Source organism: Streptosporangium sp. NPDC002721, assembly GCF_042888905.1.
Lineage (GTDB): Bacteria > Actinomycetota > Actinomycetes > Streptosporangiales > Streptosporangiaceae > Streptosporangium.
In genome coordinates this window covers 50,744-70,414 of the sequence record NZ_JBIAQI010000027.1, presented here as the reverse complement: position 1 = coordinate 70,414, position 19,671 = coordinate 50,744, and the positions used below count along the sequence as shown (strand labels likewise).

The 19,671-nt window shown below is 72.4% G+C and carries 13 protein-coding genes; 7 read left to right on the top strand and 6 right to left on the bottom strand.

The window, feature by feature from the left end; all coding sequences use genetic code 11:
- The first annotated feature begins 45 nt into the window (after positions 1-45).
- Positions 46-1,605 (top strand): M28 family metallopeptidase, encoded by a 1,560-nt coding sequence (locus ACFYWM_RS33500; RefSeq protein ID WP_389922090.1) that lies wholly within the window; start codon positions 46-48, stop codon positions 1,603-1,605.
- A 100-nt stretch (positions 1,606-1,705) separates the two neighbouring features.
- Positions 1,706-3,211 carry a M28 family peptidase gene (locus tag ACFYWM_RS33495; RefSeq protein ID WP_389922087.1) on the top strand — a complete coding sequence of 502 codons (1,506 nt, stop codon included), beginning with the start codon at positions 1,706-1,708 and terminating at the stop codon, positions 3,209-3,211.
- Positions 3,212-3,440: 229 nt separating this feature from the next.
- Here ACFYWM_RS33495 and ACFYWM_RS33490 read toward each other — a convergent pair whose 3' ends face one another.
- Positions 3,441-4,073 carry a disulfide bond formation protein DsbA gene (locus tag ACFYWM_RS33490; protein WP_389922084.1) on the bottom strand — a complete coding sequence of 211 codons (633 nt, stop codon included), beginning with the start codon at positions 4,071-4,073 and terminating at the stop codon, positions 3,441-3,443.
- Between the two features lie 249 nt (positions 4,074-4,322).
- On the opposite strand from ACFYWM_RS33490, the gene ACFYWM_RS33485 reads away from it, so the two are divergent.
- Complete coding sequence (locus ACFYWM_RS33485) at positions 4,323-5,150, top strand: undecaprenyl-diphosphate phosphatase (protein WP_389922082.1); 828 nt, start codon at positions 4,323-4,325, stop codon at positions 5,148-5,150.
- Between the two features lie 118 nt (positions 5,151-5,268).
- Here ACFYWM_RS33485 and ACFYWM_RS33480 read toward each other — a convergent pair whose 3' ends face one another.
- A complete protein-coding gene (locus tag ACFYWM_RS33480; protein WP_389922081.1) occupies positions 5,269-6,492 on the bottom strand; it encodes an alpha/beta hydrolase family esterase in 1,224 nt (407 codons plus the stop codon).
- 796 nt (positions 6,493-7,288) lie between these two features.
- On the opposite strand from ACFYWM_RS33480, the gene hrpB reads away from it, so the two are divergent.
- Positions 7,289-9,871, top strand: a complete 2,583-nt coding sequence (hrpB, locus tag ACFYWM_RS33475; protein WP_389922080.1) for an ATP-dependent helicase HrpB — start codon at positions 7,289-7,291, stop codon at positions 9,869-9,871.
- A gap of 212 nt (positions 9,872-10,083) precedes the next feature.
- Complete coding sequence (locus tag ACFYWM_RS33470; RefSeq protein ID WP_389922077.1) at positions 10,084-11,490, top strand: amidase; 1,407 nt, start codon at positions 10,084-10,086, stop codon at positions 11,488-11,490.
- Positions 11,491-11,637: 147 nt separating this feature from the next.
- Here ACFYWM_RS33470 and ACFYWM_RS33465 read toward each other — a convergent pair whose 3' ends face one another.
- The 4 genes from ACFYWM_RS33465 to ACFYWM_RS33450 all read right to left on the bottom strand — a co-directional run bounded on the left by ACFYWM_RS33465 (position 11,638) and on the right by ACFYWM_RS33450 (position 15,617).
- Complete coding sequence (locus ACFYWM_RS33465; protein ID WP_389922074.1) at positions 11,638-12,597, bottom strand: aldehyde dehydrogenase family protein; 960 nt, start codon at positions 12,595-12,597, stop codon at positions 11,638-11,640.
- A gap of 182 nt (positions 12,598-12,779) precedes the next feature.
- The gene (locus ACFYWM_RS33460) at positions 12,780-14,207 is read right to left on the bottom strand and encodes an aldehyde dehydrogenase family protein (protein ID WP_389922071.1); all 1,428 of its coding nucleotides are present in this window, start codon (positions 14,205-14,207) and stop codon (positions 12,780-12,782) included.
- A gap of 9 nt (positions 14,208-14,216) precedes the next feature.
- Positions 14,217-15,155, bottom strand: a complete 939-nt coding sequence (gene deoC, locus ACFYWM_RS33455; protein ID WP_389922067.1) for a deoxyribose-phosphate aldolase — start codon at positions 15,153-15,155, stop codon at positions 14,217-14,219.
- A 159-nt stretch (positions 15,156-15,314) separates the two neighbouring features.
- Positions 15,315-15,617: a hypothetical protein gene (locus ACFYWM_RS33450; protein ID WP_389922065.1), complete on the bottom strand. Its 303-nt coding sequence runs from the start codon at positions 15,615-15,617 to the stop codon at positions 15,315-15,317.
- A gap of 786 nt (positions 15,618-16,403) precedes the next feature.
- On the opposite strand from ACFYWM_RS33450, the gene ACFYWM_RS33445 reads away from it, so the two are divergent.
- Both ACFYWM_RS33445 and ACFYWM_RS33440 read left to right on the top strand, forming a co-directional pair.
- The gene (locus tag ACFYWM_RS33445) at positions 16,404-16,565 is read left to right on the top strand and encodes a hypothetical protein (RefSeq protein WP_389922063.1); all 162 of its coding nucleotides are present in this window, start codon (positions 16,404-16,406) and stop codon (positions 16,563-16,565) included.
- A gap of 123 nt (positions 16,566-16,688) precedes the next feature.
- Positions 16,689-19,637, top strand: coding sequence for an AAA family ATPase (locus tag ACFYWM_RS33440; RefSeq protein WP_389922060.1), 2,949 nt, complete (start codon positions 16,689-16,691; stop codon positions 19,635-19,637).
- Positions 19,638-19,671 lie beyond the last annotated feature (34 nt).

Here is a 19,671-nt window from a genome sequence, read left to right as displayed (position 1 = left end):
GTACGTAATAGGGGATCCCCCCTCCGTTCCACCCCGAGGAGCGCTATGCGCCTGAGGTTACGACGCAGCATGGTCCGGACCGTCACCCTGGTCACGGCCCTCGCCCTCCCTCTCGCCTTCACCGTGCCGGCGAGCGCGACCACCGCGACCACGACGTCCCCCGGCGTCACCGACGTCCTGGCCAACGTGTTCGCGACGCAGATCAAGGGCAAGAACATCAAGAAGCACCTGGACAAGTTCCAGGAGATCGCGACCGCCAACGGCGGCAACCGCGCGGCGGGCACCCCCGGGTACGACGCCTCCCTCGCCTACGTGCAGGACAAGCTACGCAAGGCCGGATACAAGACCTCCACGACCGACGTCGAGTTCCCGCTGGGCTGGGAGGAGGCGAGCCCCTCCGTCCTGCAGCAGACGGCCCCCGAGGCCAAGACCTACGCCAACCCGGCCGACTTCGTCACCGTGGTCTCCTCCAGCGGAGGCGACGTCACCGCGCAGGTGCAGGTCGTCGACGCCGTCATCCCCCCGACGCCGACCCCGAGCTCGACGGCGGGTTGTGAGGCCTCCGACTTCGCCGGGTTCGTGCCCGGCCGGATCGCGCTGATCCAGCGCGGCACCTGCCCGTTCATCGACAAGGCCACCAACGCCAAGGCGGCCGGCGCGGCCGGTGTGATCTTCTTCAACGAGGGCCAGCCGGGCCGCACCGACCCGCTCCTCTTCGACATCATCGAGTGGCGCTTCGGCTTCCCCATCGTGATGGCGAGCACGGCCGTCGGCCTGGACCTGGCCGACAGCCCGAACACCACCGTCCGCCTGAAGGTCGACGCCGAGACCACGGTCGGCCGTACGAAGAACCTGATCGCCGACACCCGCTGGGGCAAGTCCGGCGAGATCGTGGCGGTCGGCGCCCACCTGGACGGTGTGCCCGAGGGCGCCGGCATCAACGACAACGCCTCCGGCAGCGCCGCCGTCCTGGAGACCGCGCTGAAGCTGGCCCATGTGCCGACCAAGCACAAGGTGCGCTTCGCCTGGTGGGGCGCCGAGGAGCTGGGCCTGCTCGGCTCCGACCAGTACGTCGCGGGCCTGTCGCAGGCCGAGAAGGACAAGATCAGGCTCTACCTGAACTTCGACATGATCGCCTCGCCCAACGACGGCACCTTCCTGTACGACGGTGACGACTCCGACGCCGAGGGCGCCCCCGCGGGCCCGGCCGGATCGCCGGAGATCGAGAAGCGCCTCGAGGCGTTCTACGCCAAGCGCAGCCTGCCGTTCGAGGGCACGGACTTCACCGGTCGCTCCGACTACGGCGCGTTCATCGCCAACGGCATCCCCGCCGGTGGTATCTTCACGGGCGCCGAGGGCATCAAGACGCCCGAGCAGGCCGCCAAGTTCGGCGGGACCGCGGGTGTCGCCTATGACCCCTGCTACCACGCCGCCTGCGACGGCATCGACAACATCAACGCCGCCGCACTCGAGCGCAACTCCAAGGCCGTGGGATACGCCACCGCGTTCTTCGCCTACGACCTGACCGGCATTCCCGACCGTAACGCCGTGACCGCCAGGTCCGCGGCGAGGACCGCGGCCGCCCACGAGGGCGCCGCCCGCTAGGGAACCGCTCCGAAAGCGCACCACCACGCTGTACGGCGCGCACCCGCCACGGGTGCGCGCCGCTCGGGGGACCCACACACCCTCAAACCCGAGGAGCATGATGCGCAGTCTGTGGACCATGGGCATGGCGGCGATCCTTGCCATCCCGTTGGCGTTCACCGCACCGTCGGCGTCGGCAGCCGTCCCACCGGACATCTCGCTGACCGCCGTGAAGGCACACCTCACCCAGTTCCAGTCCATCGCGACCGCCAACGGCGGCAACCGCGCCCACGGCCGCCCCGGCTACCTGGCCTCGGCCAACTACGTCAGGAACCTGCTGAACGGCGCGGGGTTCACCACCACCCTGCAGTCGTTCACCTACAACGGCGCGACCGGCTACAACGTCATCGCCGACTGGCCGGGCGGCGACCCGAACGACATCCTGATGGTCGGCGCCCACCTCGACAGCGTGGCCGCCGGGCCGGGCATCAACGACAACGGCACCGGCAGCGCCGCCATCCTGGAGACCGCCCTCGAGGTCTCCCGCCAGTCGCTGGCACCCACCAAGCACCTCCGCTTCGCCTGGTGGGGCGCGGAGGAGCTGGGCCTGCGCGGCTCCCAGTACTACGTGAACAACCTCCCGGCCTCCGAGCGGGCCAAGATCAAGGGCTACTACAACTTCGACATGGTCGGCTCGCCCAACCCCGGCTACTTCGTCTACGACGGCGACAACTCCGACGGCGTCGGCTCGGGCCCCGGCCCGGCCGGTTCCGCGCAGCTGGAGGCGACGCTCCAGGCGTACTTCACCTCGATCGGCGTGGCCACCCGGGGCACCGACTTCGACGGCCGCTCCGACTACGGGCCGTTCATCGCGGTCGGCATCCCCGCGGGCGGCACGTTCACCGGCGCCGAGGGCATCAAGTCCAGCGCCCAGGCCACCCTGTGGGGCGGTACGGCGGGGCAGGCGTTCGACCCCTGCTACCACCGGGCGTGCGACACCATCACCAACGTCAGCGACACCGCGCTGAACCGCAACTCCGACGCCATCGCCTACGCCGTGTGGACGACCGCGACCGCCGTGGCCCCGACGGTCGTCTGGCAGGACACCTTCGAGACCGCGACCGGCTGGACGACCAACCCCTCGGCGACCGACACCGCGACCTCCGGCCTGTGGGAGCGCGGCGACCCCGAGGCGACCACCTCCAGCGGCGCCAAGCAGCTCGGCACCACCGTCAGCGGCAGCAACGACCTGGTCACCGGCAGGCTCGCGGGCGCCGCGGCGGGCGACTACGACGTCGACGGAGGCACCACCAGCGTCCGGTCACCGGCCGTCACCCTGCCGTCGACGGGAACGCTCAGGCTGGCGTTCTCCTGGTACCTCGCGCACGGTTCCAACGCCTCCAACGCCGACTTCCTGCGGGTGAAGGTCGTCGGCTCCACCACCACCACCCAGGTGTTCCAGCAGCTCGGCGCGGCCTCCAACCGCAACGGCGCCTGGGGCACGGCCAACGTCGACGTCTCCGCCTTCGCGGGACAGAGCGTCCGCATCCTGATCGAGGCCGGTGACGCCTCCGGCGCCTCCCTGGTCGAGGCCGGGGTGGACGACGTCAAGCTGACCCGCCAGTGAGCGGGAAGGTGACCCGGCCGCGGTAGGCGAGACCGGGTGCGGCCCGCGCCTTCCCCTCCACGGGCCGTCCGGACTCCCGTCCGGACGGCCCGGCACGCGGGTCGCACCCTCTCTCGAACTTTCTCGGGAGAACCACTCACAGGAGCCCTTTCCGGGAGCACCACTCGGAACAGGAGCACTCCTGGAACAACCGCTCACCGCAGGACCGCTCACGGGCCCGGGGTGTCCGTCAGCTCGGGTCGTCGAGCCGGGGCTCCTCGTGCGGGGGCCCCTTGAGCTCGTGGAAGCCCGGGGTCGCGGCCACCAGCAGCGTCCCGTCCCACAGGCGGCCCGCCTGCTCGCCCACGGGGATCCGGGAGATCACCGGGCCGAAGAACACCACGCGCTCGCCACCGGTCGCGGGGCCGGTGGCGGCGACCACCGGGGTGCCGACGTGCTCGCCGATCAGGCCGATGCCCTCCGCGTGCGAGGCGCGCACCGCCTCGTCGTAGGCCGTCGACGTCCCGGCCCCGGCCAGCTCCGGCGGCAGCCCCGCGGCGACCAGTGAGTCGTGCAGGGAACCGACCCAGTCCTCCCCGCGAGCGCGCCCGACGGTCCACATCGCGGTGTAGAGCCTGCCGAGCGCCTCCTGGCCGTACTCCTGTCGCACGGCCATGCAGATGCGTACGGGCACCCAGAGGTACCCCTCCGTGTCACCCTCGGGGTCCTCGTCGCGGCCCTCGTTGAGCACCGACAGGCTCATCACGTGCCAGCGCACCTCGACGGGCCGCACCCGCTCCACCTCCACCAGCCACCGGGAGGTGATCCAGGTGTACGGGCAGGAGGGATCGAACCAGAGGTCCGCGATCGTCTTGTCCGTCATCCCGAGCTCTCCGATCGTCGTCCGCGTGACGCGTCCAGGCAATATGCCACACGCCACCCTCGCGGGTCCCGGCCGCGCCGGAGGCCGTGGGCCCCGGTCAGGAGGACGGACGGTCGTGGGGGCCCGGTTCACAGCCGATCATGAAAGGGGCCCGGCCGGCGTCGGCCGAACGACCGGGTCACAGTTACCTCCCGGCTCCGCTAGCCTCGCGTAGGTTACGCACGCGCTGGTACGGAAGGTGCTCATGTGATGGGCTGGTTCGAAGCGGTGGTCCTCGGACTGATTCAGGGATTGACGGAGTTCCTGCCGATCTCCTCCAGTGCCCACGTCAGGGTCGTGTCGGCGTTCTTCGGCTGGGAGGACCCGGGGGCCGCGTTCACCGCGGTCATCCAGCTCGGCACCGAGGCCGCGGTGTTGATCTACTTCCGCAAGGAGATCTGGGAGATCATCCACACCTGGACCCGCTCCCTGTGGACCCCCGCCCTGCGCGCCCACCACGCCGCCCGGATGGGCTGGTACGTCATCGTCGGCACCGTCCCGATCGTGGTGCTCGGCCTCCTCTTCGAGGACTCCATCGACAGCGCCTTCCGCGACCTGCGCCTGATCGGCACGACGCTGATCGTCTTCGGCCTGGTCCTGTGGTTCGCCGACCACACCGCCCGCAACAGGCTCACCCTGGAGCGGCACCTCAGCTTCACCCACGCCCTGATCTACGGCTTCGCCCAGTCGCTCGCCCTCATCCCCGGCGTGTCCCGCTCCGGCGGCACCATCAGCGCCGGACTGCTGCTGGACTACCGCCGCGAGGAGGCCGCGAAGTACTCCTTCCTGCTCGCCATCCCGGCCGTGCTGGGCGCGGGCCTCCTGCAACTGTTCAAGATCGGCGAGGGCGGGGCGCCCGAATGGGGCCCCACGATCCTGGCCACCGTGATCTCGTTCGCGGTGGGATACCTGGCGGTGTCGTGGTTCCTGAAGTACATCAGCACCCACCGCTTCACCGGCTTCGTGATCTACCGGATCGCCCTCGGGGTCATCATCATCGCCCTGGTGAGCTTCGGGGTCCTCGACCCCTCGGCCTAGTGGTCACCCGGTTCTCACGGGCAGCTCTCACGGACAACTCTCACAGACAACCGACCGGCCGGACCGCTGATCAGCGGTCCGGCCGGTCGCGTTCAGGGGCCCGCCGTCCGGCGGGCCGTCAGCACTGGCTGTCGGCGACGACCCAGTGGTTGGGGCCGGTCTGCTTGAGGCCGTGCGTGACGAGGGTGTTCCACAGGCCCATCGCGTTGTTGGACCCGTTGGCATAGGTGTAGCCACCGGACTGGTAGGCCCGTCCCGCGGTGGTGTGGGCGTAGTTGCTCGCCCTGATGCAGGTCTGCGGCACCGTCGGGGTGGGCGTCGGGGTCGGCGTGACGGTCGGGGTCGGGTTCGGCCCCGGCCCGCCGGTCAGGCCGAAGAACTGCGCGTCGTGGTAGGCCGAGCAGATGGTGTCGAGGAAGTACGCCGCCGCGCTGCCGCACTGGTCGGCGGCGCCGCCGGGATCGATCGGCAGGCCGTGTCCCATGCCGGGGATCTCGTACAGGCGCACCACGTCGTTCCCGTACACCTTCAGGGAGGTGTTGCCGGTGAGGCTCCGCGTCGAGGTGGGGCTCTGCGAGACGCCCCGCACGTTCGTCCACTGGTCGCGCAGCTGGGCGGCGTTGGCCGGGACGACGGTGTAGTCGGACGATCCCTGCCAGATCGCGACGCGCGGGTACGGCCCCGAGTAGCCGGAGTGGGCGCCGCGCACCAGGTCGCCCCACTGCTGCGGGGTCTTGCCGACCGGGCCGTACTGGCAGGTGGAGGCCTGGGTCAGGCTGGCGGCGCACCGGTAGGCGAGCCCCGCCCCGATCGAGCCGCCCGCGAAGACGTCCGGGTACGTGGCGAGCATGACCGCCGACATGGCCCCGCCCGCCGACAGGCCGGAGACGTAGACGCGCGCCGGGTCGGTCCCGTAGGTGGAGACCGCGTAGGCGACCATCGCGCGGATCGAGGCGGCCTCGCCCTGGCCCCGGGTGGTGTCACCGGTCTGGAACCAGTTGAAGCAGCTCGACGAGTTGTTCGCGCTGCCGGTCTGCGGCAGCACGAGGGTGAATCCCGACTGGTCGGCGTACTTGCGCCATCCCGAGTTGGCGAAGTAGCCGCTCGCGTTCTGCGTGCAGCCGTGCAGCAGGACCACCAGCGGGCGCCCGGCGGTCGAGCCGTCGGGCCGGTAGCTGTACATGGTGAGGTTGCCGGGGTTGCTGCCGAACGAACCGACCTGGACGAGCGAGGCGGCCCGCGCGGGAGCCGTCGTCGCGGTCGCCGCGCCGAGCAGTCCGAGCAGTCCGAGCGACAGGGTGAGGAGGATGCGGAGAAGTCCCGCGGGGAGGGGTGCGGTCATGACGTGCTCCTTCGTGGCCCTGTGACCTGTATCACCGGCCCTTACCAGCGCACGTTAAAACCGCTGTAACCCGTTTGACATGTTCACGAGACACACTCTTCGCCTCCGTGTTATGGATCACCCGGTGGCGGGCGGGGCTCCCCCTCTCCGGATTCCCCGAACCCTCGGAGCCTCCTGACTTTCCCGAGCTTTCTAAGCTTCCCGGACTTCCCGGACTTCCCGGACTTCCCGGACTTCCCGGACTTCATGGGCTTCCCGGGCTCGCCTGGCTTTCCGGGCGCCCTCCGCGGAAGGCTCCACGAGCGGCTCCCCCGGCGACCGCCGCGAGGCGCCGCCCTCCGGGACGAGCCCGGTCGCGGTCGCGTTTCCGGTCCCGGCTGCGGCTGCGGTTCCGGTTGCAGTCATGGCTGCGGTCGCGGTCCCGATTACGGGCGCGGTCGCGGACGCGGTCGCGGTCGCGGTCCCGATTACGGGCGCGGTCGCGGACGCGGTCGCGGTCCCGATTACGGGCGCGGTCGCGGTCCCGGTTGCGGGCGCGGTCTCAGTCCCGGTTGCGGCCGCGGTCCCGGTTGCGGGCGCGGACGCGGTTCCGGCGGGAGGCCGCCGGTCGGCCGCCCGCAGCCGGGCGGCATGTCGGTAGGCGGTCACGGTGGCGACGAACATAGCGGTCAGACCGATCACGAAGGGATCATTCCCCCGCCCGGCACGACGAACACCACCGCGAGCCGGAGTCCGCGACCGCGCTCCGGGGATCGCCGCGTCCCGCCGGGTACCGGAGCCGGGGGACACTGGACGGGTGCGTTCCGACTGGTCCGGCCTGCCCGTACGCCATGCCCTGCCCGAGTTGCTCGCGGCACTGGACGGGCGGGGCGTCGCCGTGCTCACCGCCCCTCCGGGCACCGGCAAGACGACGCTCGTCCCGCTCGCGCTGGCCGGGCTCCTCGACGGCTCGGCGCCCAGGCGGGTGATCGTGGCCGAGCCGAGGCGGATGGCGGTGCGGGCCGCGGCGAGGCGGATGGCGTGGCTGCTGGAGTCCGAGGTGGGGGCGGAGGTCGGGTTCTCGGTACGCGGCGAGCGCAAGGTCGGCCCGAGGACGGTCGTCGAGGTCGTCACCACGGGAGTCCTCCTGCAGCGGCTCCAGCGCGACCCCGAGCTCGAAGGCGTGGACACGGTCCTGCTCGACGAGTGCCATGAGCGCCACCTCGACGCCGACACCGCCCTGGCGTTCCTCCTCGACGTCCGCGCCGCGCTCCGCCCCGACCTGCGGATCGTCGCCACCTCCGCCACCGCCGACGCCGCCCCCTGGGCCCGCCTCCTCGGCTCCCCCGGCGGGCTCGCGCCGGTCGTGCACGCCTCCGGCACCATGCACCCGGTCACGCCCGTCTGGGTGCCGCCCACCGGGACGATCGCGCCGCCCCACGGCATGCGGGTGGACCCGGCGTTCCTGGCCCACGTCGCCGGTGTCGTACGGCGCGCGCTGGCCGAGCACGAGGGGGACGTGCTCTGCTTCCTGCCGGGCGTCGGCGAGATCGGCCGGGTGGCCGCGATGCTCACCGGCGTCGAGGTCCTCCAGGTGCACGGCCAGGCCCCGGCCCGTGTCCAGGACGCGGTCCTCTCCCCGGGCGACGGCAGGAGGGTGGTGCTCGCCACCTCGGTCGCCGAGTCGAGCCTGACCGTGCCGGGCGTGCGGATCGTGGTCGACTCCGGCCTGGCCAGGGAGCCCCGTACCGACCACGCCCGCGGTCTCGGCTCGCTCACCACCGTCCGCGCGTCCAGGGCCTCGGCCACCCAGCGCGCGGGACGGGCGGGCCGCGAGGCGCCGGGGGTGGTCTACCGGTGCTGGTCGCGGGCCGAGCACGACCGGCTGCCCGAGTACGCGCGCCCCGAGATCGCGCTCGCCGACCTGACCGGTTTCGCCCTCCAGGTCGCCTGCTGGGGCGATCCCGCCGCCACCGGCCTGGCCCTGCTCGACGCGCCCCCGCCCGCCGCGATGGACGCCGCCCGCCGCACCCTGTACGCCCTGGGCGCCCTCGACTCCCCCGGCACCCAGCGGCCACCGGCCGCCCCGGAGCGGTCGCCGGGACACGCACCGGACCTTCCCCCTGGCCGGGTGACCGACCGGGGGCGGCGGATGGCCGGGGTCGGCGTTCACCCGCGCCTGGCACGGGCCCTGATCGACACCGGTACGGACGGGATCGACGCCGGGTCCCGGGCCGCCGAGGTGGTGGCACTGCTGTCGGAGCAGCTGCCCCGGGACGCGGGCGACGACCTGGTGGCGGTCTGGCGCTCCGCGCGCCAGGGCGGCGACGGCTTCTCCGCCCGCTGGCGCCAGGAGGCGGGACGCCTGGCGCGGGCCGTACCCGGCACCGGCTCGCGTTCCGGCCGGAGACCGGCGGGTGCCGTCCGGCCGGGGAACGGCGACGACGCCGTGGCCGGGGCGGTCGTGGCTCTGGCCTACCCGGAGCGGGTGGCGCGACGGCGCGGCGGCTCGTACCTGATGGCCTCGGGAACGGCCGCGGAGCTGCCGCGCGGGTCGCGGCTGGCGACGGCGGAGTGGCTCGCCGTCGCGGTCGCCGACCGGCCCGCCGGAGCGGCGTCCGCCAGGATCAGGCAGGCGGTGGTGATCGACGAGGAGATCGCCAGGCTCGCCGCGGCCTCCCTGTACAGCTCAGGCGAGGAGGTCACCTGGCACACGCCGCCGGGAGAGCGGCGCGGCGACGTGTCGGCGCGGCGGGTGGAGCGGCTGGGCGCGATCGAGCTGTCCAGCGGCGCGCTCCGCGGTGCCGACGTGCGGCCCGCCGTCCTGGATGGCCTGCGCGCGGAGGGCCTGTCGATCCTGCGCTGGACGCCCGAGGCCGTGGCCCTGCGCGAGCGGCTGGCCTTCTGCCGCCGTACGCTCGGCGACCCGTGGCCCGCGACGGACGACGACGCGCTGATCGGCGCGGCCGACCGCTGGCTGGAGCCCGAGCTGTCGCGGGCCCGCCGCCGTTCGGACCTGGAGCGCCTCGACGTGGTCTCCGCGCTGCACCGCCTCGTCCCGTGGAACGCCCGGCTCGCGGAGGTGGCCCCGGAGCGGGTCGAGGTGCCGAGCGGGTCGCGGGTCAGGATCGACTACTCGGGCGAGCGGCCGGTGCTGGCGGCCAAGCTGCAGGAGCTGTTCGGCTGGGCCGAGGCCCCGCGCGTCGCGGGGGTCCCGCTCGTGATCCACCTGCTCTCCCCGGCGGGCCGCCCGGCCGCCGTCACCGCCGACCTGGCCTCCTTCTGGCGCGACGGCTACCGCGCGGTCCGCGCCGAGCTGCGCGGGCGCTATCCCCGGCACCCCTGGCCCGACGATCCCCTGTCGGCCACCGCCACCCGCCGCACCAACCCCCGCCGCTGACCCCGGCGGGCCGGGTACACCGGGGCTCGGGAGGCGTCGACGGCTCGGGTACGCCGGGGCTCGGGGGACGTCGACGGCTCGGGTACGCCGGGGCTCGGGGGACGTCGACGGCTCGGGTACGCCGGGCGAAATAACGCCGATGAGCCGGACAAGTCATCTGATTGAGATGTGGGACGCTTCCCCTTGCGCACTCGCCAGACCACACTCGGTGCATGTCGTGGGTGGGAAGTTCCGCAGTGGAGATCGCGGATGCCGTGCGACGGGGGAAGGTCACGGCACCCGTGGTGGTCGCCGAGCATCTCGACGCCATCGCCGAGCGCGACGGGCGGATCGGGGCGTTCCGCGTGGTCCTCGCCGAGCGGGCGCTGGCCGAGGCGCGGGCCCTGCAGGAGCGGGAGGACCTGCCGAGGCTGCCGCTCGCCGGGGTGCCGGTCGCGATCAAGGACAACGTCGCGGTCCGGGGGGAGGCGTCGCGCAACGGTTCGGCGGCGACACCCGACGTGCCCGCGGACGAGGACCATCCCGTGGTCGCCAGGCTGAGGGCGGCGGGCGCGGTGGTCGTCGGCATCACCAACGTGCCGGAGCTGTGCCTGGCCGGGTTCTCCGACAGCGTGTACGGCGTCACCCGCAACCCGTGGGACCCGGGCCGCACCCCCGGCGGCTCCTCGGGCGGCAGCGCGGCGGCCGTGGCGGCGGGGATGGTCCCGCTGGCCCACGGCAACGACGGGCTGGGCTCGCTGCGCATCCCCGCCGCCTGCTGCGGCCTGCTCTCGATCAAGCCGGGACACGGGCTGGTCCCGCCGCCCGAGCACGACTGGTACGGGATGTCGGAGAACGGGCCGCTGGCCACCACCGTGGCCGACCTCGCCCTCGCCCTGGCCGTCATGGCGGGTGACATGTCGCTGGCGACGCCCGGCGAGAGCGAGGCCCTCGGCGTGGGCAGCGCCATCGACGACTACCCGGGCGGGCTGACCCTGTCGGAACCGCTGAGGCTGCGGGTCGCGGTCGCGCCGATGCCGCTGCCGCCGGGGCTCTCGGTGGACGCCGAGTTCCAGCGGGCGGTGACCGGGGCCGCGGAGGCGCTGGGCGCCGCGGGACACACCGTGGTGGACCACACCGGGCGGATGTCCCTCCGGGTCGGCGCCGCCGCCGTGGCCACCTGGTTCGCGTGCGCCAGGGGCGACGTCGAGGGCCTCGACCCGCGCGGGCTGGAACGGCGCACCAGGTCCCTGGCGAGGATGGGCCGGCTGCTCGCCAGGTTCGGGGCGGACGGCGCGACGGACCGCGACCGCTGGCGCGCGCACGGCGCCGACCAGTGGTTCGGGAACGCCGACGTGCTCGTCACCCCGACCCTCGCCGCCGTACCGCCGCCCGCCGAGCGCTGGGGCCGCCGGGGGCTGCCGGCCAACGTCCGCGTCAACCTGACGTACGCGCCCGCCACCGCGGCATGGAACATGGCCGGTTGGCCGGCCATGAACGTCCCGTACGGCAGGCACTCCAGCGGCACGCCGATCGGGGTCCAGCTCGTCGCGGCCCCGGGCGGCGAGGCGCAGCTCCTCGCCCTGGCCGGCCAGCTGGAGGCCGCCCGCCCCTGGCCCCGCCACGCCCCGCTCACCTGACCCGACCCCGCCGAACCGGACGGACCGGGTCCGGTGCACCGGACCCGGCCGGACCTGGCGCGCTCTCCCCAGCCGGATCCGGCCGGACCCGCCACGCCGACCCCGGAGAACCAGGCGTGGCAGGCGTGGCAGGGTGAACCCGGCGGGTCAGACGCCGGTGGGGTGCCAGACGGTCTTGGTCTCCAGGAAGGCCGTCAGGCGCCTGGTGCCGGGGTCGGCGGACCAGTCGGTCGCGGTCGCGGAGGGGCGGAAGACGCGCTTGAGGTTCTCGGCCGCGGCCTCCTCGCACGCGACCGCCAGGCCCTCGTCGCCGACCCCGGTGAGGTCGAGGGCGTTGACGTCCATGTGCGCGGCCAGCCAGGGGGCGAGCTCGGCGGCCGAGCCGGTGAGGATGTTCACCACCCCGCCGGGCAGGTCGGAGGTGGCGAGCACCTCGGCCAGGGTGATCGAGGGCAGCGGGGCGCGCTCGCTCGCGACCACGACGCAGGTGTTGCCCGTGACGATCACCGGGGCGATCACCGAGACGAGCCCGAGCAGCGGCTCGTCGGGGGCGACCACCGCGACCACGCCGGTCGGCTCCGGCGTGGAGATGTTGAAGTAGGGCCCGGCGACCGGGTTGGAGGATCCGGCGACGGCCGCGATCTTGTCGGACCACCCGGCGTACCAGACCAGCCGGTCGACGGCCGCGTCCACGACCTCCCCGGCCCTCTTCGTCCCGGCCTCCGCCAGCTCGGCGGTGAACTGGGCCCGGCGGCCCTCCAGCATCTCGGCGACGCGGTAGAGGATCTGCCCCCGGTTGTACGCGGTGGCGCCCGACCAGCCGCCGAAGGCCTTGCGCGCGGCCGACACCGCGTCGCGGGCGTCCTTGCGGGAGGCCCGCGACGCGTTGGCGAGGAAGTCGCCCCTGGAGGAGGCCACGGCGTAGGACCTTCCGCTCTCGGAGCGCGGGAACGCCCCGCCGATGTACAGCTTGTACGTCTTGCGCACGGCGAGCCGCGCGGGCTCGCGACCCGCGCCCAGCGCGTCGCCCTCGCCCGTACCCTCTCCCGCGGGGGCACTCGCCTGCTTGCCCGCCCGTGCCCGGCCCGGCCGCTCCGCCTTACTCATTTCCCAGCCCTCTCCACGAGCTCTCCTGCTGCGCCAGCCGGGCCGGCACGAAGATCTGACCGCAGCGGCTCACGCCGCACCGGTGGGCGAACCAGCCCCGCAGCACCGGCCGTCCGGCGCGGGCGAAGCCGTGGCCCCGGGTGCTCTGGGCACGGCGGGGACGGCGTCTGGCCCTGTGATGCTCACACATCGAGATACGCCTCCAGCCCGTGCCGCCCGCCCTCGCGCCCGTACCCGGACTCCTTGTAGCCGCCGAACGGCGAGGTGGGGTCGAACCGGTTGAAGGTGTTGGCCCAGACGACTCCGGCGCGGAGCCTGTCCGCCATCCACAGGATGCGCGAGCCCTTCTCCGTCCACACGCCCGCCGACAGGCCGAACGGGGTGTTGTTGGCCTTCTCCACCGCCTCGGCCGGGGTGCGGAAGGTCAGCACGGACAGGACCGGGCCGAAGACCTCCTCGCGGGCGATCCGGTGCGACTGGGCGACGCCGGTGAAGATGGTCGGCGGGAACCAGAAGCCCTTGTCCGGCAGCGAGCAGGCCGGGGACCAGCGCTCGGCGCCCTCCGCCTCCCCCAGGTCGGACAGCTCGCGGATCTTGGCGAGCTGGGCCGCGGAGTTGATCGCGCCGATGTCGGTGTTCTTGTCCAGCGGGTCGCCCAGCCGGAGGGTGCCGAGCCGCCGCTTCAGCGCGTCGAGCAACTCGGTCTCGATCGACTCCTGCACCAGCAGCCGGGAGCCCGCGCAGCAGACGTGGCCCTGGTTGAAGAAGATCCCGTTGACGATGCCCTCGACGGCCTGGTCGAGCGCGGCGTCCTCGAAGACGATGTTCGCGGCCTTGCCGCCGAGCTCCAGGGTGACCTTCTTGCCGGTGCCCGCGACCGACCTGGCGATCCGGCGGCCGACCTCGGTGGAGCCGGTGAAGGCCACCTTGTTCACGTCGGGGTGGTTCACCAGGGCGGCGCCGGTCTCGCCCGCGCCGGTCACGATGTTGACCACGCCGGGCGGCAGGTCGGCCTGCGCGCAGATCTCCGCGAACAGCAGCGCGGTGAGCGGGGTGGTCTCCGCGGGCTTGAGGACGACCGTGTTTCCACAGGCCAGCGCGGGCGCGATCTTCCACGCGAGCATGAGCAGCGGGAAGTTCCACGGGATGACCTGTCCGGCCACCCCGAGCGGTCGCGGGCCGGGGCCGTACCCCGCGTGGTCGAGCTTGTCGGCCCAGCCGGCGTAGTAGAAGAAGTGGGCCGCCACCAGGGGCAGGTCCACGTCGCGGGACTCGCGGATCGGCTTGCCGTTGTCCAGGGACTCCAGCACGGCCAGCTCGCGCGAGCGCTCCTGGATGATGCGGGCGATCCGGAACAGGTACTTGGCCCGCTCCGAGCCGGGCAGCGCCGACCAGACGCCGAACGCCTTGCGGGCGGCCTGGACCGCCCGGTCGACGTCGGCCTCGGTGGCCCAGGCGACCTCGGCCAGGACCTCCTCGGAGGCCGGGTTGACGGTCTTGTTGCGGTTGTCACCCTGGGAGTCGACCCACTCGCCGCCGATGAACAGGCCGTAGGAGGGCCTGATGTCGACGACGTCACGCGACTCGGGCGCCGGTGCGTACTCAAACATGTGAACGCCTTAGTCGAGGGTGAAGTAGTCGGGACCCGCGTACCTGCCGGTGGCCATCTTCTGGCGCTGCATCAGCAGGTCGTTGAGGACGCTGGAGGCGCCGAGCCGGAACCAGTCGGGGTCGAGCCAGCCGTCTCCGACGGTCTCGTTGACCAGGACGAGCATCTTGATCGCGTCCTTGGTGGTCTTGATGCCGCCCGCGGGCTTCACGCCGACCTTGCGGCCGGTAGCGGCGAGGAAGTCGCGGACCGCCTCCAGCATGACCAGCGTCACCGGGAGGGTCGCGGCGGGCTGCACCTTCCCTGTGGAGGTCTTGATGAAGTCGCCCCCGGCCAGCATCGCCAGCCAGGACGCGCGGCGCACGTTGTCGTACGTGGCCAGCTCGCCGGTCTCCAGGATCACCTTCAGGTGGGCGTCCCCGCACGCGGCCTTGATCGCGACGATCTCCTCGTAGACCTTGAGGTAGTCGCCCGAGAGGAACGCGCCCCGGTCGATGACCATGTCGATCTCGTCGGCCCCGGCCGCCACCGCGAAGGTGGTGTCGGCGATCTTGACGTCGAGCGAGGAGCGCCCGCTGGGGAAGGCGGTGGCGACGCTGGCCACCTTGACGCCGGAACCCTTCAGGGCCGCCACGGCCCCGGCGACCATGTCGGGGTAGACGCACACCGCGGCCACCTTGGGCACGGAGGGGTCGGCCGGGTCGGGGTGGACGGCCTTGGCGCACATCGCGCGGACCTTGCCCGGGGTGTCGGCCCCTTCGAGGGTCGTCAGGTCCACCATGCCGATGGCGAGGTCGATGGCCCGGGCCTTGGCGGTCGTCTTGATGGATCGGGTGCCGAGCATCGCGGCGCGCTGGTCGGCGCCGACGCGGTCGACACCTGGCAGGCCGTGCAGGAAGCTTCGCAGCGTGACGTTGGACGTTGCCACGTCGGTGAGCGAGGTCGTCATAGTTGACACCTCTCCAGCATGCCTACTGGTGTGATTACTTCCAAACTGGACCCTGCACAGCAGCCTTGCCGGTTTTCGTCAACATCCGCCGACTTCTCCGCACCGGACCCTCGTGTCACACGAGGACCCGGTGGCAACGGCGTCAACACGAAGGCATCGTCAGACGAGACAGCCGAGAATCCGGGTCACCGGCACACCGGTGAGGGTGGCGATGAGGTTCAGGGCCGTGCTGAGGGGCATCAGCTCCGCTCCCACCAGGGAGAGGAGCGGTCCGGCGATGGTCTTGACGGTCTGACACAGGTCGGGCGGCTGGACTGCCGGAGCGGGAGCCGCGGCAGCGCTGGAGACGGCCGGGGTGGGAGCCGCGACGGCGGCGTCGGAGACGGCCGGAGTGCCGAGCACGGCCAGGCCGAGAGCGGCACCCGCGGCGGTACGGGCGGCGACTTTCCGAAGACGCGTCATGAGAGTTCCCTTTCAACGAGCTTTCAACGAGGCGGGCACCTTTGGGCGTCCGCACTGGTTGCGCTCATCACGTTGCCGAGGAAACGAGCCCGAAGCAATGAATTGGAGTTATTTTATCCGGACGCTCCAATATTTCGGGCCAAACATATAGATGTCGACCTGGCCCACAAGACCTCCGCGACACTAAAACGCGCCCGATATCTGGCCGCAGGGCACCTTTCACACAGAAACCTGCAGCTCAGAGCCATGATTCTAGAGACGGACAGGGGCAGGACAACATCAATCCCACACGCCAGACCAAGGAAAAAGCGAACAACGAAATTCCGAGGGGACCCCTTGATCCGCCACGTCAACCCGGACTGCCATGTCACGAAATAACCGTCACGTGAATACGCGGTCGGCGATTATCGAAAATCAACGAAAGCAATCCCGCCGAAGCCCTGCGCCTTTCGGTTTTCCGCCCGGATGAGCCGTTCTCCGCCGCCCGGGAAAACACGCCCTCGAAGCCGCCGGAGGACCCGCCCAGGTAGAGGCGCGCCCGGAGCAGGGACGTGACCGGGACAGAGGCACGGCCGGGGCGGAGCCCCTCGCGGAACCCGGCCCGGCCGGGGCGGGTCGGCGCCGTCTAGGTAGTGCCGGGACGCCCTAGGCGTGATCTAGGTAATGCCCGGCCGAGAAGTGTCCGGGAGATAGGACATCCTCCCGATGTGGGACCGGGGGCCTTAGGACGAATCTTGAGTGTGTAAGGAAAGCGCACCGCGAGGTGCCACACCAGGGAGGAACCCCATGGGTCCCGAGCTTCACCTTCAGATGATCGCCCATCGCACCTCCGAGCTCCGCCAGGAGGCCGACAGCTACCGGCGCGCCCTCGAGGCGCAGGAGGACAGGAAGGTCCACTCGCCCGAGAAGCGCCGCCGCGGCCTCTTCAGCAAGATCATCCCGGCATGACCCCGCCCCGAGAGCCCGGCCGCTCCCACAGGCCCGGCCGGGCCTCCCTACCCCCCTGAACCACCGGCTCCACCGAGCGAAAATAAGGGGATCACACCTTTAAGGCATGACATGCTGGCAGACATGGTGGGTCGGGCGGTAAGCCCCGTCTTCGTGGGGCGGGAGAGGGAGCTCGCGGACCTGACCGAGGCGTTCGAGCAGGCCCGGAAGGACACGGCGGTGACCGTGCTGCTCGGCGGCGAGGCGGGCGTCGGCAAGTCGCGCCTGATCGGGTGCTTCGCGGAGCGGGCCACGGCCGACGGCGCCCACGTGCTCAACGGGGGCTGCGTGGAGCTGTCGACCGAGGGGCTCGCCTACGCGCCGTTCACCGCGGCGATCCGCCAGCTCGTACGCGAGTGCGGAGCCGAGGAGGTCGCGGCCCTGCTCCCCGAGGGAGGGGCCCGTGACCTGGCCCGGCTGCTCCCCGAGTTCGGCGAGCCGAGCGGCGACACGGAGAGCGACACCGCCCGCGCCCGGCTCTTCGAGCAGATCCTCACCCTGCTGGAACGGCTCGCGGAGCGCCACCCGGTGATCCTCCTCATCGAGGACGTCCACTGGGCCGACAGCTCCAGCCGCGATCTGATCGCCTTCCTCAGCCGGAACCTCCGCACCGCTCCCGTGCTGATGGTCCTCACCTACCGCTCCGACGAGCTCCACCGCCAGCACCCGCTACGGCCGGTGCTCGCCGAGCTCGGCCGGCTGGACGGGGTCCTGCGGATGGACCTGCCCCGGCTCACCCAGTCCGAGGTGGCGGCCCAGATGGCCGGCATCCTCGGCACCACGCCCGAGTTCGCCCGGGTCGACAGGGTCTTCCGGCGCAGCGAGGGCATCCCGCTGTTCGTCGAGGCGCTGATGGAGTGCGGCGGCGAGTGCTCCTTCCCCGATTCCCTTCACGACCTGATCATCGGCTCCGTGGAACGGCTCCCCGAGGAGACGCAACGGGTGCTGCGCATCGCCGCGGCCGGCGGCATCCGGGTGAGCCACGCCCTGCTCGTCGCGGTCAGCGAGCTGTCGGACGTCGAGCTCGACGACGCGCTGCGCACCGCGATCGCGGCCAACGTGCTGCAGGTCGCCGACGGCCGCGCCTACGTCTTCCGGCACGCGCTGATCCGCGAGGCCGTGCACGACGAGCTCCTGCCCGGCGAGCACGCACGGCTGCACGCCCGCTTCGCCGAGGAGATCGGCAGGGACCGCACGCTGGTGCCTCCCGGCCGGGCCGCCATCGAGATCGCCCACCACTGGCACTCCGCCCGCGACGACCTGTGGGCCCTCGTCTCCGCCTGGGAGGCGGCGGGCAAGGCCGCCAAAACCTTCGCCCACCGGGAGATGATGCAGCTGCTGGAGCGGGTGCTCACACTGTGGAGCAAGGTCCCCGACGCCGCCGAACGCATCGGCGTGGACCACACCACCGTCCTGGAGCAGGCCGCCGAGGCCGCGAGCGCGTGCGGGGAGGTCGACCGGGGCAGCAAGTTCGTCAAGGCCGCGCTGCACGAGCTCGACGAACGGACCGAGCCCGCCCGGGTGGCGAACCTGCTCGTGTGGAGATCGCAGTTCAAGAAGGCCAAGCGGCGGCCGGGGGTCCTCGACGATCTCCGCTACGCCGAGCGTCTGGTCCCCGAACCAGGGCTGGAGCGCGCCGCGGTGCTGTCCAAACTGGGCTCGTACCTGATATTCAGCGGCGAGCTGGCGGAGGGGACGGCGCACACCGAGGAGGCACTGCGGATCGCGCGCGAGCACGGCGAGGAGACCCTGGAGGCGGAGCTGCTGCTCAACCTCGCGCTGGGCCACTCGATCGCGGGACGCATCGAGACCACGATCGAGCTCAACGAGACCGCGCAGGCGATCGGCGAGCGGGTCGAGTCGGGCCGCAGCGTCCTGCGCGCCATCGCCAACAACGTGGACGCGCTGAACAACATGGGCCGCTCCACCGAGGCGATCGAGCTCGCGCTCGAAGGGGAGCGGCGGGCGAGGCAGTACGGCCGCTACCGGGACCAGGGCACGTTCATCGCCAACAACCGGGCCGAGGCGCTGGAGGCGCTGGGCAGGTTCGACGAGGCGGCCCGGCTGGTCGAGCACATCCTCGCCACGGACCCCACCGTGCGCACCCGCCATCACCTGCGGCGGATCCGCGGGGACGTGGCGGTCGCCCGCGGCGAGACGGACGTGCTCAGATCCGTCCTGGACGAGGTGACCGCGTTCGGCACCGTCCCCGAGGAGTTCATGCAGGAGCTGACCACCGACGCCCGGCTCGTGATCGGCCTGCACATGCTCGGCGGGGAGCCGCTGGCCGCGCTGGAGGTCGCCGAGCGGGTCGCCCTGGAGGCGCAGATCACGAGCAAGCCCATGCTGGGCTGGCGGACGCTCGGCCTGCTCGGCGGCATCTGCGAGACGGTCGAGGAGCTCGCGCCCGAACGGGTGGCGGCGCTGCGCGCCCACGTCGGGAAGGCAGCGGCGGCGATGACCGTCGACAGCCCCGTCGCCGAGGCATACCGGCTCGATCTCACCCGCGACCACGACGCCGCGGCCGCCGCCTGGGAGCGGCTGGGCCGCCCCTTCCCCCAGGCGAAGTCGCTGCTGCACGGGGGACGGACAGCGGCCGGCGCAGGCGACCGCGACGGTGCCGCGCCCCGGCTGCGCGCGGCCCACCCGATCGCCGTGGCGCTCCGCGCCCGGCCGCTGGCCACCGAGATCGAGGCACTCGCCCGCCGGATCGGGATCTCCCTCACCGAACGGGCCGGAACCACCGGACGGACCGGAGCCGCCAGGCAGGCCGGGACCGCCGGACGGGCCGGGACCACCGGGCAGGCGGGAGCCACCGGGCAGGCCGGGGGCGGGGAGTCGCCGCTGACCCCGCGCGAGCTGGAGGTGCTGCGGCTGGTCGCCCAGGGACGCTCCAACCGCGAGGTCGCCGCCGAGCTGTTCATCTCGGCCAAGACCGTGAGCGTCCACGTCTCCAACATCCTCGGCAAGCTGGGCGTCTCCACCCGGGGCGAGGCGGCCGCCGCCGCCCGCCGCCTCGCCCTGATCGGCTGACCCTCGTTCCCCCTCCCCGGAGCGATCACCGGCC